This window comes from Halomonas sp. 707B3 (assembly GCF_024158645.1).
GTDB classification, from domain to species: Bacteria; Pseudomonadota; Gammaproteobacteria; order Pseudomonadales; family Halomonadaceae; genus Vreelandella; species Vreelandella lionensis.
The window spans coordinates 1-16,528 of record NZ_JAMZBE010000016.1; the positions used below are offsets into that span (position 1 = coordinate 1).

Consider the following 16,528-nt stretch of genomic DNA (forward strand, 5'->3'; position numbering starts at 1 on the left):
CGGGCTTGCGAAAGCCAACTTGCACGGGGCGAATGATCAAAAAGTGCTCGCTGGCGGTGATAGGGAAAGTGTCGGCGCCGGCTTCACGGATTCAGGTTAATGAAGGCGAATTGGATCATCAGCTTGAAAAAGCAACATCCAATGCGGGAGACATTTCAGCCGCTTAGTATATTACGATGGTGGGCGAGAGCTCCCCATCTTATATTTAAACTATCTTACATGAGCCTCCCTATGCATTCTTCATCGCAAGATTTTGACTGGACCAAAGAGCTTGAAAAAACTATTGTCAACAGTTTGGCGACAAGCTTCGGACTAGACTTTCTTCTTTTCGAGGACAAAGTCGGGGGAAACGTAGATACCATTAATAATGCTCGCCAGGGGATCTGGGCTACTGATGCAGAAAAGCAACGCTACGAGCAGCGCGAAAAATATGACTCACACCCCTACCATAAACATGAGAACTATATAAATACTGGTAAAAAAGATAAATTATTACACCAGACTGGAAAACTTCACGACCCCTATCGCAACATTACCATGGGGGCAGCCGATGAACGCCATCTCGACCATGTAATCAGTGCCAAAGAAGTTCATAATGATGCAGGGCGTGTCTTGGCCGAGCTTGATGGCGTGAATTTAGCAAATCAGGACAGTAACCTCCAGTCTACACAAGGCACAATCAACAGATCCAAGAATGCAACATCTATTGATGCTTATCTAGAAAAACTTCCTGGAACAATAAATACCCACAAAAAAAATTTGGCTAGTAAACGCCATAAACTAGAAAACCACCCGCGCATCACTCCGCAGCAGCAGCATGAAGCGCGCAAGCTGGAAGATGAACTTCGAAATACTGAAAATAAGATTCAGCAGCTTAAAGACATCGATCCAGACAGCATGCGGAAGCGTGACAACGAAGCCAGAAAGCCCTATGAACAGCAGATTAATCACTCATACTACACCAGCAGTAAGTTCCTGAAACAGACTGGTAAGGCATCAGGCATAGCAGGCTTGAAGATGGGAACACGTCAGGTATTGGGGTTAATCATGGCTGAGGTCTGGTTCGAATTACGCGAGCAGATCCCTGAGTTGTTGGAAAAGAGCAAAGAGCAATTCGATTTTTCATCTTTTATCGACAGCATCAATAAGACGCTAAAAGGTATTTGGATACGAGTCAAGACACGTTTCCAGGATTTCCTTACGGCCTTCAAGGATGGTGTTTTTGGGGGAATATTTGCCAGTCTCACAACCACGCTTTTCAACATGTTTGCTACCACGCAGCGCATGGCGATCAAAATCATCCGCGAGGTCTGGGGTCAGTTGGTCAAAGCGATCAAGCTGCTGATTTTTAACCCTGATCAGTTAGGTTTTGTCGATCTGTGTAAAGCCGTAGTTTCCGTGCTGTCCATTGGGGCCGCTACAACGGTGGGGACTATCGTCTATACCCAGCTATTGCCAATATTTAATTTTCCTTTGGGCGCCGAACTGGCAGCTTTTAGCAGTGCGTTAGTAACGGGCATTGTCACTTTAGGGCTAAACTATTTCATTCTCCATAGCAGCATAGCGAAAAAAATCTGGACATACACAGAATCTATTATGCCGCATGCTGAGACAGTGGCTAAATTCCAGGCGATCAACACAGAGCTTGACCGTTATCTTACTGAGCTAAGTAAAATAGAGTTCGGTTTAAATCCGCAAGAACTTGAAGCGTTTTCGCAAGACCTAGTAGCTTGTAATAGCGAGATTCAACGCAGCATACACTTGCAGCGAGAAGTGGCGAAAAGGGGCATTGAGCTACCTTTTGAAATGGGAAACTCTGAGAGCACACGAAATTGGTTGGCATCATGCATCACCGGATAAAAGAATTCCCCTGTACTCAATGCGGGCTGTGTTGCCAAAATGTTAATTTGGCGGTTGAGACCAGTAGCCTTGACCGGGGAGACGGCACTTGTAAGCATTACAGAGATACTGATAAAAGCTGTACAATTTATACCGATAGACCTGACATTTGTCGGGTCGACCGGCAGTATGATTTGCACTATGCAGACAAATTTAGCTGGGATGAATTTATCGACTTGAATCTCAAAGTTTGTGATATTTTATTGCATGAATCCGAAACTCCATATCTAAATAAAGACAAACCCGGAGAAACGACACTGTTACCCGATAGAAATCTGTCAAAACCTGATCGCTGATAATCAAGCCACAAAAAGAAGCTCAGCATAACCTTTGAGCTTCAGTCTTCCACCTCATGAAAGCTGACTGCTAGGCAGAGTAAGAGTTGCCTGAAGACTACGCTTAGCCTTCTTTGAGGATTTTAGAGAACCCATACTTACTTTGTGTGTGCCGACCAACGTACCGGCAATGTTTCCAGGCTGGCAGACCGTATCGAGATTAAAGCTTAATGACGCTCTGCAGTTCGCAGCGCAAGCAGGATAGGGACATATAGCCCCTCCAATAGATAGCCACTCATCAGCTTTCTTAACGTGTTTCGTAGGTTTCGTTGATAATCGGCTCAACCAGTTCTGTCACTCTACTCAAGGCACTTTTACGTTCCTCGTAATAGTCATATCGATCATAAACCCCTTCCACGCCTTTCAATTTGTGATTCAAGCAACGCTCAGCCACATGGCCCGGTACACCTGCCCCAGCCAACAAGCTACGGCAGGTACGCCGCAAGTCATGCACCGTAAACTCGGGTAGATCACCCATTCTATTTTCAGGTTGCTGCTTCTTACCTGGCTCTTTACCAAATAGCTTGGCAATGGCTCGGTTCAGGGTATCCTTGCCCATATGGGGCTGCTTGCTGCTGCGACGGCTAGGAAATACGTAAGGCGAACCACAAGCACGAATGTGAAGCTCCTCTAACCACTCGACCGTCTGCGGTGGCAAAGGAATTGCAATCCCAACCCCTGACTTGCTGCGCTCTCCGGGTAAATTCCATTTCGCATTGTTCAAGTCAAATTCTGACCATGTGGCTTCTGTTAGCTCTGTTTTACGCACTCCAAGCACAACAAGCAGTGCGCATGCGAGATAGTTGTCACGCGTAAAGCTAGTGCGATTCTCTCTGAAAACCTCAAAGACAAACCTGAGCTCCTCAAGGCTAAGTGCTCTATCACGGCTTTTCTCAACCCCGCCCGCATCGTTGACGTTGAAAGCAGACGCAGGGTTATAGGTCAAAAGTCCTAGCTTGATGCCATGGTTAAATAGCTGCTTTAAATACATCAAAGCATCGTTTGCAATGGTTGGCCGACCGCTGCTCGTCACCTTTCTGACGATGGCACGTATATCCATAGGAGTAACGCTATCTAGCGATAACGAACCTATGGAGGGAGCAATATCCCTTTCAAATACACGCTTGGGGATATTGGGATGCTTGAGCCGCTTCTCTAGTTCCTGATACCAATCGTCGAACAAATCCTGCACCGTAGTACTGATGGTTATTTTTTCTTCACATCTGCGCTCTGTAAGAGGGTCCGTACCATTACGAATGGCTCTCTGAGTCTCAACCACCTGCTCACGAGCCTCAGCTAAGGAGAGGTGAGAGTATTTACCCAATGTCATGCCGCGACGCTTACCCGCGAAGGTATAGCGGCACATCCAATAGGCAGCGCCTGCCTTCGGAATCATCAAATACAATCCGTTGCCATCACCATAGCGCCCAGGCTTGGCTTCTCTGATCAATGATTGAATTTTCTTGGCGGTAAAGCTCCCCATCCCTCCCCCCTCTATTAACGCTTCAACACTTCCCCATTTTTCAAAATACTTTCAGTGAATTATGTAAAAATTGGGTAGTATTTTTAAAAATTCGGTCTAATTAGTGGGTAGCATGGCATTTCACTACCCACTTTACTACCCACTTAGCAGCGGCTTAAGCTGGATACTGGTAGACAATCGTGGACAACGACTGATATAAAAATATAAAAAAAACAATGATTTATATAATCACCTAGACGAGAATGGATACTACTCAATATTCTGAATCTGCTCTCGCATCTGCTCAATCAGCACCTTCAGCTCCACCGCGCAGCGGGTTGTCTCTGCCACCACCGATTTTGACGAGAGCGTATTGGCTTCGCGGTTAAGCTCCTGCATTAGGAAATCCAGGCGGCGGCCTTTGGGGCCTTTTTGGGCGAGCTGGTGGCGCACTTCTTCAATGTGCGCCGTTAGGCGGTCTAGCTCTTCGTCTACGTCGGCTTTTTGGGCTACCAGTACCAGCTCGGCTTCCAGGCGTTGGGGGTCGAGTTCGGTTTTGGCGATTTCTAAACGCTCTAGCAGCTGGGCGCGCTGGCGTTCCAGAATTTGCGGCAGCAGGCTGCGTACGGTGGCCACTTGCTCGCTCACTGCGTCTAGGCGGGTGGTGATCATCTCGGCCAGTTTTTCGCCTTCGCGGGCGCGGGCGTCGATCAGTTCATCCAGCGCTTGGTTAAACAGCGCTTTGGCGGCGGCTTTGATGGCGTCTTGGTCGAGGTGCTGGGTTTCCATCACGCCGGGCTGGTTGAGCAGCGCCAGCGTGGTGGGCGGCACGGCGCTGGGCACCTGCTGCTGAATGGCGGCCAGGGCGTCGGCAATCTCTTTTAGGCGCTGGGCGTTCACTGCCGGTGCTTGGGCGGTGTCGGCGCTCTCGAACCGCACGCTGCACTCTACTTTGCCACGGGCCAGGCGGGTACGCAGTGCTTCGCGCAGTGCCGGTTCTAAATCACGCAGGCTTTCGTGCAGGCGAAAATGTGGTTCTAGGTAGCGCTGGTTCACCGAGCGGATCTCAACTTGCAGGGTGCCAAACGGGGCGGCCTGCTCGGTGCGGGCGAAGGCGGTCATGCTGTGTACGCGGCGGGAAGCGGCCATAAGTCGATGCATCCTTTCCATCAATGTGATTCCGAACAGTCTAACCGATAGGCCCATCCGCGCACGCTCAGACGTGTACAATAGAGGGCTTTTCCACTTTAAACATGATGTGAGGTGCTATGCGTCCTGATGTAGTTCGCCCCAGCGGTCGCGAGGCCGACCAGCTCCGTGAAATTCGCTTAACCCGTGATTACACCCGCCATGCGGAAGGCTCCGTGCTGGTGGAGTTTGGCGATACCAAGGTGCTGTGCAACGCGAGCGTGGAAGCGGGCGTGCCGCGCTGGCTGCGCGGTAAAAATCAGGGCTGGATTACTGCCGAATACGGCATGCTGCCCCGCGCGACTCATACCCGCAGTGGCCGCGAAGCGACCCGTGGCAAACAGGGTGGCCGCACGCTGGAGATTCAGCGCCTGATTGGCCGCAGCCTGCGCGCAGCGGTGAATTTGAAGAAGCTGGGCGAGTTCACCATTACCGTGGATTGCGATGTTATCCAGGCCGATGGCGGCACGCGCACGGCGGCCATTACCGGCGGCTGCGTGGCGCTGGTGGATGCGCTTCGCTACCTGCAGCGAGAAAAGAAGATCAAAGGCGACCCCTTCAAGCAGCTGGTCAGCGCGATCTCAGTCGGCATCTACAAAGGCGTGCCGGTGCTGGACCTGGATTACCCCGAAGATAGCAAAGCCGACACCGACCTGAACGTGGTAATGACCGAAAGCGGCGAGCTGATTGAAGTACAGGGCACGGCGGAAGCGGGCGCGTTTAACCGTAAAGAGCTGAACGCGATGCTGGATTTGGCCGAGAAAGCCGGTGATGAATTGCGTGAGAAGCAGCGTGAAGCGCTGGGGATTCGCGGTTAAAGGAGCCCTGCGTTACGCGGGCCCTGAAACCCAACAGGCCAGCGGTAAGCTGGCCTGTTGGCGGTGCGACGCGGGAAGTAGCTAACGCTTAAAGCGCTAGATCATACTCAACGATCAGCGGTGCGAACTCTGAGAAGGTCGCATCGTAATCAATCCACGCGTCCACCACGTGACGACGGAAGTTGGGGCCGACCAGTTGGTAGTCGATCCGCCAGCCTTCTTGACGGTCACGGGGCACGTCTTGGTCAAGTTTTGGCCACCAGGTGTACTCGCCTGCATCGCGATTAATTTCGCGGAAGGTGTCGATAAAGCCGGTGGGGCCAAGCACCTGATCCATCCAGGCACGCTCTTCCGGGCGGAAACCGGAAGTGAGCTGGTTGTCCGACCAGTTGGCCAAATCGACGGTTTTGTGGGCAATGTGCCAAGTACCGCAGATGATGTATTCGCGGCGTTTGCGCGACATCTTCGTCAGGTACTCTTGGTACTGCTCCATAAATGCCTGTTTGGCTTTTTGGTCACTTCCATCAGGCATCAGGAAGGTGGCAATGCTGAAGCGGTCATAGTCCGCCTGCAGAAAGCGCCCTTCGTGGTCGCACTGAGGAAACCCCAGGCCGTACATAATGGCTTTGGGGATTTTGCGGCAATAGAGTGCCACACCGGAGAAACCATCCTCCTCGGCATCCAGGAAGTAGCCTTCGTAGCCTTCCGGATAGAGGATGTGGTCACCCAGTTCGAAACTTTTCGCCTTGATGTTCTGCACGCAGACCACGTCGGCATCCTGCTGAGCCAGCCAGTCCAGGAAGCCACGGTCGACGGCATCACGTATACCATTGACATTGATGCTGGCAATTTTCATAAATCGTCCCTTTTGCGTCGCTGCTGTATGATACCCGACGTTTAGACGTTTGGGTAAATAGACAAACCAAATCTTGCTATTTAGCCCCGTTTTATTGTTGCGTTTGACTTACATTCTTATCGACCACTCCTACCGACAAGAGAACACCGCCGTGGCCACCACTCTACAACCCTACCAACGCGATTTCATTGCCTTCGCTATTGAGCAGGGCGTGCTCAAGTTTGGCGAGTTCACGCTGAAGTCGGGGCGAGTAAGCCCTTACTTTTTTAACGCTGGGCTATTTCAGACGGGCCGTGCGCTGGCCAAGCTGGGCCGCTTTTACGCCCAGGCCATTGTCGATAGCGGCTTGAAGGCCGACGTGCTGTTTGGCCCTGCTTATAAGGGCATTCCACTGGCCGCCGTCACCGCGGCGGCGCTGGCCGACCACCACGACCTGGATATGCCTTACTCCTTCAATCGCAAAGAGGCCAAAACCCACGGCGAAGGCGGCAACATTGTGGGCGCGCCGCTTTCAGGCGATATTTTGATCATCGATGACGTGATCACCGCAGGCACCGCGATCCGTGAAGTGATGAGCCTGATTGAGCAGAGCGGTGCTCGTGCTGGTGGGGTGATCATTGCCCTCGACCGTCAGGAGCGGGGCCAGGGCGAACAGAGCGCCATTCAAGAAGTACAGGCCCAATACGGCATGCCGGTGGTTAGCATCGTCACCCTTGAGCAAGTGCTCACTTATCTTGAAGAGCACGCAGGCGGCGAGATGCTCGCCTACGCCGATGCGGTACGCGCTTACCGCGACCAATACGGCATTGCCGGGTAACTCTAAATCTCGAGGGCGCCAGCGTAATCCTGCTGGCGCCACGCTTCATAGCTCACCACCGCTACCGCGTTGGAGAGATTCAAACTACGGTTATTAGGCTGCATGGGGATGCGCAGTTTATGCTCAGCCGGGAGCATAGCGTGCACTTCTGGGGAGAGCCCGGCAGTTTCGGAGCCGAACAGCAGCACATCCCCCGGTGCGAAGTCGGCATCGCTGTGGGCGCGGGTGCCCTTGGTGGTAATCGCCCAGATGGTGCGCCCCTGCATGGCGGTGTAAAACGCCGTAAAATTCGCGTGGCGGGTCACGTTGGCAAGGTCGCGGTAGTCTAAACCAGCGCGGCGCAGCTTTTTCTCTTCGAGATCAAAGCCCAGCGGCTCAATCAAATGGAGACGGCAGCCGTTGTTCGCCACTAGGCGCATAATGTTGCCCGTATTGGGAGCCATGCGCGGCTCGAATAGCGCTACTTCAAACATCACCACCTGCCTATGAGTTACCTGCTGTATTTGCCTGCTGCGCCTTCGTCAGCGCCGCTGATTGTAATAGAAATTGCCCCGAAACACTTGTAGAGGTCACCCTTCGCCATGACGCCCCAACCGCCAAAGAGCATTCTTAGCCGTATCAAAGGGCTCAACCCACGCCAGCAGGAAGCGGTGCGCTACATCGATGGCCCCTGCCTGGTACTGGCGGGCGCGGGGTCGGGCAAAACCAGCGTGATCACCACCAAGATTGCCTACCTCGTGCAAGAGTGTGGCATGAGCGCACGCAAAATTGCCGCAGTGACCTTTACCAACAAGGCCGCCCGAGAGATGAAAGAGCGGGTGGGCCAAATGCTAAAGGGCAAAGAGGGCCACGGGCTGACAGTTTCGACGTTCCATAATTTGGGGCTCAATATCATTCGCGGCGAGCTGAAAACTCTGGGCTACAAGCCGGGGTTTTCGCTGTTCGACCCGGAGGATGCCAAGGCGCTGCTGCGGGACCTGATGAACAAGGATGCCCAGGTGGATGCCGAGCAGATCAACGCCGTGCAGGCCAAAATTTCGACCTGGAAAAACGACCTGGTGCTGCCAGGGGATGCGCTCTCGTTCGCGGCCGACGATGACGAGCACTTCGCCGCGCGCGTCTATGAAGCCTACGTTCGCCACCTGAAAGCCTACAACGCGGTGGATTTCGACGATCTGATTCTGCTGCCGGTGGTGCTCTTACAGCGCGACCCAGAGGCGCTGGCCCGCTGGCGGCGCAAAATCCACTACATGCTGGTGGATGAGTATCAGGACACCAACGTCTCCCAGTACCTGCTGGTAAAGCTGCTGATGGCGGAACGGGCCACCTTTACCGTGGTAGGCGACGACGACCAGTCGATTTACGCGTGGCGGGGCGCGCGGCCAGAAAACTTGGTTACGCTGGGGGAGGATTTCCCCCGTTTGAAAGTCATCAAGCTGGAGCAGAACTACCGCTCTACCGGCACCATCCTACGCGCCGCCAATACGCTGATTGCCAATAACCCCCACGTCTACGACAAAACTCTATGGTCGGATATGGGCGACGGTGCGCCGATTCGCGTGGTGGTGAATCGTCATGAAGAGGCTGAAGCTGAACGGGTGGCGAGCGAAATGCTCACCCGGCGCATTAAAGAAAAAGCCGAATGGCGGGATTTTGCGGTGCTCTACCGGGGCAACTTCCAGGCGCGGCTGTTGGAGTTAAAGCTGCAACACTACCAAATTCCGTACAAGCTCTCCGGCGGCACGTCGTTTTTCTCCCGTAACGAGATCAAAGACGCCATGGCGTACCTGCGCCTGCTGATTAATCCCGCCGACGACAACGCCTTTTTGCGCATCGTCAACGTGCCCCGCCGCGAAATTGGCCCCGGCACGCTGGAGAAGCTCGCCAACTATGCCACAGAGCGCTCGATATCGCTGTTCGCCGCCTGCCATGAATTAGGGCTCGAGCAAACCCTACCTACCCGCGCCGTGGAGCGGTTATCACGTTTTACCCACTTTATTGATGGCGTGCGCAAACGGATGGACCAGGGCGATGCCATTGCTGCGATACGCGACATGCTGCGGGATATGGATTACGAGGCGTGGCTCTACCAAAACGCCAGCGCCCCCACCATCGCCGAGCGCCGCATGGCCAACGTGTGGATTTTGATCGACCAGTTGGAGAAGTCGCTGAACCGCGACCCGGAAGACGCCACCGATTCCACCGCGACGGAAACCGACGGTGTGGAAGCGGCCATTTCACGCCTGGTGCTGCGGGATATTCTCGAACAGCAGGCGGAAGAGGATGACTCAGACCGAGTGCAGTTGCTCACCATGCACGCCTCCAAAGGGTTGGAGTTCCCCCATGTGTATCTGATGGGCCTGGAGGAGGATTTGCTGCCCCACCGCAACGCCATCGAGATGGATACCGTGGAGGAGGAGCGCCGCTTGGCTTATGTGGGCATTACCCGCGCACGGCGCACGCTAACGCTCACACTGGCCCGCCAGCGCAAGGCCTATGGCGAGCTGATGGACTGCCAACCCAGCCGCTTTTTGGATGAGCTGCCCGCTGATGATTTGGAGTGGGAGGGCCGCGCCGATAAAGAAGACCCGGAGAAAAAGCAGGCACGCGGTAAAGATGCGATTGCCGGGCTGCGCTCGCTGCTGGGATGAGGTCGTGAACGGTGTATCGCACAAAAAATATCCACAGGGGGTTTTGGAACACCCGCCTGTGGATAGTTTATAACGCCTGGCTTACCCGCCCATGTGGGCGGGCCGCTCGCCTTTACTGTGCTTGCGAGACCATGTAATCCACCACGGCCATAATCTCTTCATCGGAAGCGCTGCTACCACCACGCGGCGGCATTACGCCCTTACCGTTGAAGACGCTTTGGTAGAGTGCGTCGGTACCCTGCTCAATACGCGGGCCCCAGGCTTCCGCATCGCCCAGCTTCGGTGCACCGGCAACACCAGCACCGTGGCACGCCGCACAGCCAACGCTGGCGTACAGCGCTTCACCGTCTAAACCGCTGTCGCCACCGGCAGCTTCTTCTTCATTAGCAGCAGCGGCTTCGCTCGCTGACTCTTCTGCTGCAGCGTCGTCGGCTGCTGCCATGTCGTCGCTCGCGCTCTCTTCAGAGGCTTCTGCTGCGGCTTCTTCTTCACCGCCACCTAGCTCAGGCACTTCCATGACGGGCTCAACCATATAGGCAACGGCCGCTTCCATCTCTTCGTCAGAGAGGTTGGGGTTACCGCCACGGGCAGGCATCGCGCCAATACCGTTAATGGCGTGGTCTAGCAGTGTGGCAAAGCCTTGCTCGGTACGCTCGGCCCAAGCGGCTTCGTCACCGCGTACCGGTGCACCGGCCGCGCCGGTTTCGTGGCACGCCATACAGACGTTGTTGTAGATGCCCTCGCCATCTACTTCACCATCACCGCCACTGCTAGAAGCCGCGGGGGCTGCTGCCGTGCCGCAGTCTTGGCCTTGAAGGCAGAGTTGTCCTACCGGCGCTAGGCGCTCAGCGATTGCGTCACGCGCTGCATCTTGGGCATAAGCACCGGATGTGCCTGCCATGACGCCGAGGGCCGCCAGCCCGCTCATGATCAGCTTAGATTTCACTCTCACCACCTCTTAAGTTTTATTTAATAAAAGCTTAGTGCTTCAAAATTAGTGCTTATGCTTGATACCTAGCGCTTGGAGACGCCGCACTTGCCCCTGATGCGGCAGTACCACTATCTACTTTGGCAACCCAGACGCCAAGACATGCGTATGGAGTTAGTATACCGAGAACATAAAGGGTAAGAAAATGCTACTAAGCGCGGCAATTCAACCCATGACGTCCGTTATCTGAGTATTTCTCTGCTGATCGGCGTGGTTAGCACCATGCTAGCAATTGCTCCCGCCCTTCCCGTACCAACCCCGCTTGGGAATAAACCCGCTGTGCGGGGGTGTTTTGCGCATCCACCGTTAGGGCAAGGCACTGTGCCCCTGCCTGAGCTGCCAAGGCCTGGGCATGCTGAATGATGACTCCACCAAGCCTCTGACCGCGCCATTCAGGCACCAGCCCCATCAGCTGCAGGCTCCAGTGCTGAGCGGTGGTGGCGAGTAACAGTACCCCTATAGTGTCATCTTGATACTTCAGCCGATACCAGTGGGTGGGATTCGGCGCCTGAGCAGACACGGCCTGGGCGTAAAAACCCGCCAGCAGCGCTTCTACCGGCAGTACGTCACGAAGCGCTGGGCAATCCAGGGAGTCTTCACCCACCCGTTCAAGTAATGCTTGCTGTTCAGCCAACGCTAACTCCCCAAGAGGGCGCAGCGTCAGGGTATGCGGCGTATGAACTGCCTGGCACGGCCACACAAGATGCTCTAGGGTAGCCAATGTACGCATACCGCTCTTAACCAACGTTTCCTCCCAAGCTGCCCAAGGCGCGGGCAGGGCCACATGGCAAAGCACTATTGGCTGTTCGCTCACCCAAGCCTGCAATGCACACAGCAGTTGCCGGGCAACGGGGTTATTCCGCTTAGGCAGCCATAGCTGCGCCGTATGGTTTGCCAGCGGTTGCACCCAGGCGGCCGCGACTATTTGGTCGCCATCCATCGCCACCCACAGACCCTGCCAATCAAAGCTTGGCGTCGCTTGGGTCGCCGTTAATGCATGTTGCAACGCAGGCTGCAGGGCAGGGTCGTGCACTGCAGCCAAGTGCAGCAGCGCCTCGCGTCGCCGGTTGGCGAGGCAAGGCATCATGCGGTGGTTCCGTTGCGATTCTGCTGTCACTGCGCGCTCCCGTGGCTTCCTATGCCTAATGGATGGTCTGATTTTTTTAACGGCTTAAGTTTTCGTTAAGTAATGTCAACGAGAGTGTCGGGAAACACGATGGAGATCGCCCGATGGCTCACCTACGTTCGTTGCCCTTAACACCTTTGCGCTGGCAGGAAGCTTATAGCCAGCATGACAGGATACAGCTTCAGCAGTTGATACAGGCGCGTTTCGCGCATCAACACAACGCCACGGTCTATCACTTTCTACCGCGTCTATTTGGCCTTTGGCAGGCAGAACAACCCTATGCCGCGGTTGGGCTCCGCGTGGCCGACAGCGAGCCGCTGTTTTTAGAACGCTACCTGGATACCCAAGCCGAACAGGTGCTCAACGAGCGCTTTGATCACTCCCTTCGCCGCCAGGATATCGCTGAAATTGGCAACTTAGCCACCCTTCGGCCCGGCTTGCAGCGCCAGCTATTCATCCATTTAGCCCACCAGCTAGCGTACGAAGGCATCGCCTGGCTGCTGTTTACGGCCACGCCAGAAGTTGCTAACGGGCTGCGCCGCTTAGGGCTTGAGCCTCAGCCGATCACTCCTGCCGACCCCAGCCGCCTGGGCGATGAACAGGCACTGTGGGGGCACTATTACGAGCATCGCCCGTGGGTAATGGCCGGAGACTTACGCAGCGCCATGCACACCCTGCAGGCCTCTGCTACGCCTGTCAGCCTCGTTAGCACAGAGGTGCTCCATGCGCGCTCAGCCTAATGCCTTATTGGCACGTATTGAGCGCTATGCCACCAGCGCTGCCCAGCATATTGCGCTGACTGACGGCAGCCGTTCCCTCTCCTATACCGACCTACTTGAACAGATTGCTCAGCGCCGCCAGCGGCTGCGCAACGCTCACGCTCGGCGGGTCGCGCTGGCGCTAGATAACGGTTTGGAATGGGCGCTCTGGGACTTAGCGCTGATGATGGAAGCCTGCGTGGCCGTGCCTATTCCTGAGTTTTTCAGCGACCAGCAGCGCCGCCACATCGTTCAGCAAGCGGGGCTGGATAGTTGGATTGGCCACGGCAGCGAGACTTACGGCTTTCAGCCCACCGGTGATACGGCCATCACACAGCGTTGGGTTGAACAGCCGCCTGTACTACACGCAGGCACTACGCGCATCACCTTTACCTCTGGCACTAGCGGCGCGCCCAAAGGGGTGTGTTTGGATAATGCGGCGCTACTCACCGTGACCGAAAGCCTCGCCACCGTCGTCGCACCGCTCGATATACGCCGTCACCTTGCCCTGCTGCCGCTCTCCACGCTGTTGGAAAACATCGGTGGGCTGTATCTACCACTGTGGTTAGGCGCTTGTAGCGTGCTGCCCAGCATGGCGGCACTTGGCTGGCAGGGCGCCAGCGGCTTTCACGCGCCCCACGCTCTTGAAGCGATAGACCGCTATCAGCCCAACAGCCTGATTGTCGTACCGCAACTGCTTCAAACACTCGTCAATCACGCGCCCAATGCCCCCCGTAGCCTGCGCTTTGTGGCGGTGGGCGGGGCAACGGTGGCACCGACCCTGCTCGCCAACGCCCAGCAAAGCGGCTGGCCGGTGTATGAAGGCTACGGCTTATCAGAGTGCACCTCGGTGGTGTGTCTTAACCGCCCTGGCGAGCCAAGCGGCGGTGTGGGCCGCCCGCTGCCACACGCGCAAGTTCAGGTGGATGAAAACGGCCAACTGCACGTATGCGGCGCGCTGATGCTGGGCTATCTCGGCGAAGCCCCAAGCAGCGAGTGGTATGCCACCGGCGATACCGGCCAGTGGCAAGGCGACGCGATCCGCCTCAACGGCCGCCAACGGGAGGTATTCATTACCGCCTATGGGCGCAATGTGAACCCACAGTGGGTAGAGGGTGAACTCTGCACGCAACCAGCCATTGCTCAAGCCATGGTCTACGGCGAGGCCCTGCCCGCGAATAGAGCGCTGATTGTGCCCGCTTCTACCCACATCACCGATACCCAAATCGACGCGGCGATTGATGCCGTGAATCGCTCGCTGCCCGACTACGCCCAGGTGCACGCGTGGCAGCGCGCCGCCCCTTTTACCCCCCACAACCAACAGCTCACGGCCAATGGCCGCCTGCGCCGCGACACACTCCTGGCAGCCTATGGCCATTGGCTGCAGAGCGCGTCCCCCCACAACAGAAGGAGCAACATCATGACCGCTTACCAACAGCTACAAGACGCCACCCAAGAAGCACGTACCTGGCTACTGACAACGCCGATTGTTAACCGCGCTCTGGCAGGCAATGTCACCCTGGAAGAGTACCTTGCGTTTCTCGGCCAGGCATATCACCACGTGCGTTTCACCGTGCCGCTCATGATGGCCTGCGGCGCGCGGCTGCCCGACCGGCTGAACTGGCTGCGTACCGCGCTGGTGGAGTACATCGAAGAGGAGCACGGCCACGAACAGTGGATTCTAGATGATATCCGTGCCGCAGGCGGTGACGCGGATGCCGCAGCGGCAGCCACGCCCGACCCCGCCACCCGGCTGATGGTGGCCTGGATTCGAGATAGCGTAGAGCACGGCAACCCGGTGGCGTTTTTCGGCATGGTGCAAGTACTGGAAGGCACCAGCACGGCACTAGCGACCCAGGCCGCCGAGCGGCTACAGGCCAGCCTCTCGCTGCCCAATAGTGCCGTGCGTTATCTCACCTCCCACGGCAGCCTGGATATTGGCCATTTAGCCTTTTTCGAGCAGCAGATCAACCAACTTGGCGATGAAGACCTCGCCGTGGTGATTGATAGCGCCAATATGTTTTACCGCCTGTATGGCGCGATGTTCAGAGGCATTCAAGCGCGCAGTGCAGGACGCAGCGCGGTGGAGGAACTTAGCCATGCGTTGGCCTAGCAAGCAGGCACTGCCTGGCGGGTGGGCAGGCCAGCGGGTGCTCATCACTGGGGCGAGCGGCGGCATTGGCTATGCCCTAGCCGAAGCACTGGCCCAGCGTGGCGCACACCTCGTCATCAGTGGGCGAAAACCAGAGGTGCTCGCTCTGCTGGTTAACCGCTTTCCGGAGCAGATGGTGGCCGTTGCCGCAGACCTGACCCGTGCCGAGGAACGCCACCGTTTGGTCAGTGCGGCCCATCTGGCGGGCTGCAATATGCTGATCAATGCAGCTGGCAACAACCAGCAGGGATTTTTCGATACCACCACCGATAGCGATATCGAGCAGTTGGTGGCGATTAATCTAACCGCCACGCTGCAGCTAACACAGGCACTGCTGCCTCAACTGATGGCCTGCCCTCAGGCAACGATTATCACCATCGGCTCTACCTTTGGTCAGTTGGGCTATCCAGGCCAGGTGACCTACTGCGCGACCAAGTTTGCCCTGCGAGGTTTTAGCGAAGCACTACGGCGCGAGCTTGCCGACACCCGGGTACGCGTCATGTATATCGCCCCTCGCGCCGCACGCACGGCCATGAACTCGCCGCAAACCGAAGCCCTCAACGCCGCGCTTGGAAACGCCGTTGACTCCCCCAGCGCTGTTGCCCTAGCCATTATCAACGCCGTGGAGCGGCAGCGCGAAGAGCTGCAAATTGGTCGGCCGGAACGCTTCTTCACTCGGCTGAATACGTTGTGGCCCGGTGCGGTAGATCGGGCGCTGTTACGCCAATTACCTATTATTCGTCGATTTGTGGCTACCAAGGAGTCAACACCATGAAAAGCGCTCTTAAAAGTACGGCTAAAGGTCGCCCCTCTCCTATGCTGCGTAGCGCGCTACTGACCAGTGCGTTAGGGCTATTCAGCCTGCAAGGCATGGCGAGCGAAGATGTCAGTGAGGAAGTGGCGGCATCGCTGGCTGAATTACAGCAACGCTGGGCCGAGATTAAGTACTCCCTACCACAGGATCAGCAAGGCCCTGCCTTCAGCCAGTTGGGTGACCACGCAGAACAGTTGGTTGAGCGCCACCCTGAAGCCGCCGAGCTGCATATCTGGGCGGGAATTATCCGCTCTACGGAAGCCGGGGTGGACGGTGGGCTTGGCGCGCTAGCGCTGGTGAAGGAGGCGAAACAGGAGCTTGAAACCGCCCTGGAACTTAACCCGCTGGCGCTGGAAGGCTCAGCCTATACCAGCTTAGGGGCGCTCTACTATCAGGTGCCGGGCTGGCCCATTGGCTTTGGCGATGAGGACAAAGCCGAATGGCATTTGCAGCGCGCCCTTGCGATTAATCCCGAAGGGATCGACAGTCTCTACTTCTGGGGCGACTATTTACATGAGCAGGGTCGTGATGACGAAGCGCGCCAAGCATTAGAAAACGCTCTACTGGCTCCACCCAGGGAAGGCCGCGAACTGGCAGACAGTGGCCGCCGTGGTGAAATACGTCAGCTACTCGCTGAGCTTGAGTAACGCAGCACAGACAGAAC

The 16,528-nt window shown here is 56.1% G+C and carries 15 protein-coding genes; 9 read left to right on the forward strand and 6 right to left on the reverse strand.

The features are described 5' to 3' along the window. The first annotated feature begins 231 nt into the window (after positions 1-231). Together BIS10_RS03865 and BIS10_RS18990 are read left to right on the forward strand one after the other, a co-directional pair. Entirely contained in the window at positions 232-1,860 is a 1,629-nt protein-coding gene (locus tag BIS10_RS03865) for a hypothetical protein (RefSeq protein WP_253502700.1), read from the forward strand. After that, positions 1,845-2,195, forward strand: coding sequence for a YkgJ family cysteine cluster protein (locus BIS10_RS18990; protein WP_392567149.1), 351 nt, complete (start codon positions 1,845-1,847; stop codon positions 2,193-2,195). The genes BIS10_RS03865 and BIS10_RS18990 overlap by 16 nt, the downstream gene beginning before the upstream one ends. Before the next feature lie 286 nt (positions 2,196-2,481). On the opposite strand, the gene BIS10_RS03870 is transcribed toward BIS10_RS18990, so the two are convergent. Beyond that, complete coding sequence (locus BIS10_RS03870) at positions 2,482-3,717, reverse strand: site-specific integrase (RefSeq protein WP_253502702.1); 1,236 nt, start codon at positions 3,715-3,717, stop codon at positions 2,482-2,484. A 249-nt stretch (positions 3,718-3,966) separates the two neighbouring features. Next, entirely contained in the window at positions 3,967-4,845 is an 879-nt protein-coding gene (locus tag BIS10_RS03875; protein ID WP_253502705.1) for a YicC/YloC family endoribonuclease, read from the reverse strand. A 119-nt stretch (positions 4,846-4,964) separates the two neighbouring features. Between BIS10_RS03875 and rph the strand changes: the two genes are divergently transcribed. Further along, positions 4,965-5,702 (forward strand): ribonuclease PH, encoded by a 738-nt coding sequence (gene rph, locus BIS10_RS03880; RefSeq protein WP_058577354.1) that lies wholly within the window; start codon positions 4,965-4,967, stop codon positions 5,700-5,702. 88 nt (positions 5,703-5,790) lie between these two features. Here rph and BIS10_RS03885 read toward each other — a convergent pair whose 3' ends face one another. After that, complete coding sequence (locus BIS10_RS03885; RefSeq protein ID WP_159343622.1) at positions 5,791-6,558, reverse strand: exodeoxyribonuclease III; 768 nt, start codon at positions 6,556-6,558, stop codon at positions 5,791-5,793. A gap of 151 nt (positions 6,559-6,709) precedes the next feature. Between BIS10_RS03885 and pyrE the strand changes: the two genes are divergently transcribed. Continuing rightward, on the forward strand, positions 6,710-7,375 hold the full coding sequence (gene pyrE / locus BIS10_RS03890; protein ID WP_253018725.1) for an orotate phosphoribosyltransferase: 666 nt from the start codon (positions 6,710-6,712) through the stop codon (positions 7,373-7,375). A 2-nt stretch (positions 7,376-7,377) separates the two neighbouring features. Here the strand turns inward: pyrE and BIS10_RS03895 are convergent, their stop codons facing one another. Continuing rightward, positions 7,378-7,848 carry a tRNA (cytidine(34)-2'-O)-methyltransferase gene (locus BIS10_RS03895; protein ID WP_253502708.1) on the reverse strand — a complete coding sequence of 157 codons (471 nt, stop codon included), beginning with the start codon at positions 7,846-7,848 and terminating at the stop codon, positions 7,378-7,380. Positions 7,849-7,956: 108 nt separating this feature from the next. On the opposite strand from BIS10_RS03895, the gene rep reads away from it, so the two are divergent. Further along, positions 7,957-10,026, forward strand: a complete 2,070-nt coding sequence (rep, locus tag BIS10_RS03900) for a DNA helicase Rep (protein ID WP_253502711.1) — start codon at positions 7,957-7,959, stop codon at positions 10,024-10,026. A gap of 112 nt (positions 10,027-10,138) precedes the next feature. On the opposite strand, the gene BIS10_RS03905 is transcribed toward rep, so the two are convergent. Both BIS10_RS03905 and BIS10_RS03910 read right to left on the reverse strand, forming a co-directional pair. Further along, positions 10,139-10,972 carry a c-type cytochrome gene (locus tag BIS10_RS03905; RefSeq protein WP_253502714.1) on the reverse strand — a complete coding sequence of 278 codons (834 nt, stop codon included), beginning with the start codon at positions 10,970-10,972 and terminating at the stop codon, positions 10,139-10,141. A 256-nt stretch (positions 10,973-11,228) separates the two neighbouring features. Beyond that, a complete protein-coding gene (locus tag BIS10_RS03910) occupies positions 11,229-12,101 on the reverse strand; it encodes a GNAT family N-acetyltransferase (protein WP_253502717.1) in 873 nt (290 codons plus the stop codon). A gap of 143 nt (positions 12,102-12,244) precedes the next feature. Here BIS10_RS03910 and BIS10_RS03915 point away from each other — a divergent pair, with 143 nt between their 5' ends. From BIS10_RS03915 to BIS10_RS03935, 4 genes are read left to right on the forward strand one after another with little or no spacing between them, the layout of a single operon-like run. Further along, entirely contained in the window at positions 12,245-12,880 is a 636-nt protein-coding gene (locus BIS10_RS03915; RefSeq protein WP_253502721.1) for a thermostable hemolysin, read from the forward strand. Next, positions 12,864-15,011, forward strand: a complete 2,148-nt coding sequence (locus BIS10_RS18995; protein ID WP_392567150.1) for an AMP-binding protein — start codon at positions 12,864-12,866, stop codon at positions 15,009-15,011. Before BIS10_RS03915 ends, BIS10_RS18995 begins: the two co-directional genes overlap by 17 nt. Further along, on the forward strand, positions 14,998-15,825 hold the full coding sequence (locus tag BIS10_RS03930; protein WP_253502724.1) for an SDR family oxidoreductase: 828 nt from the start codon (positions 14,998-15,000) through the stop codon (positions 15,823-15,825). Before BIS10_RS18995 ends, BIS10_RS03930 begins: the two co-directional genes overlap by 14 nt. Beyond that, entirely contained in the window at positions 15,822-16,511 is a 690-nt protein-coding gene (locus BIS10_RS03935) for a hypothetical protein (RefSeq protein WP_253502727.1), read from the forward strand. Before BIS10_RS03930 ends, BIS10_RS03935 begins: the two co-directional genes overlap by 4 nt. Positions 16,512-16,528: the final 17 nt, after the last annotated feature.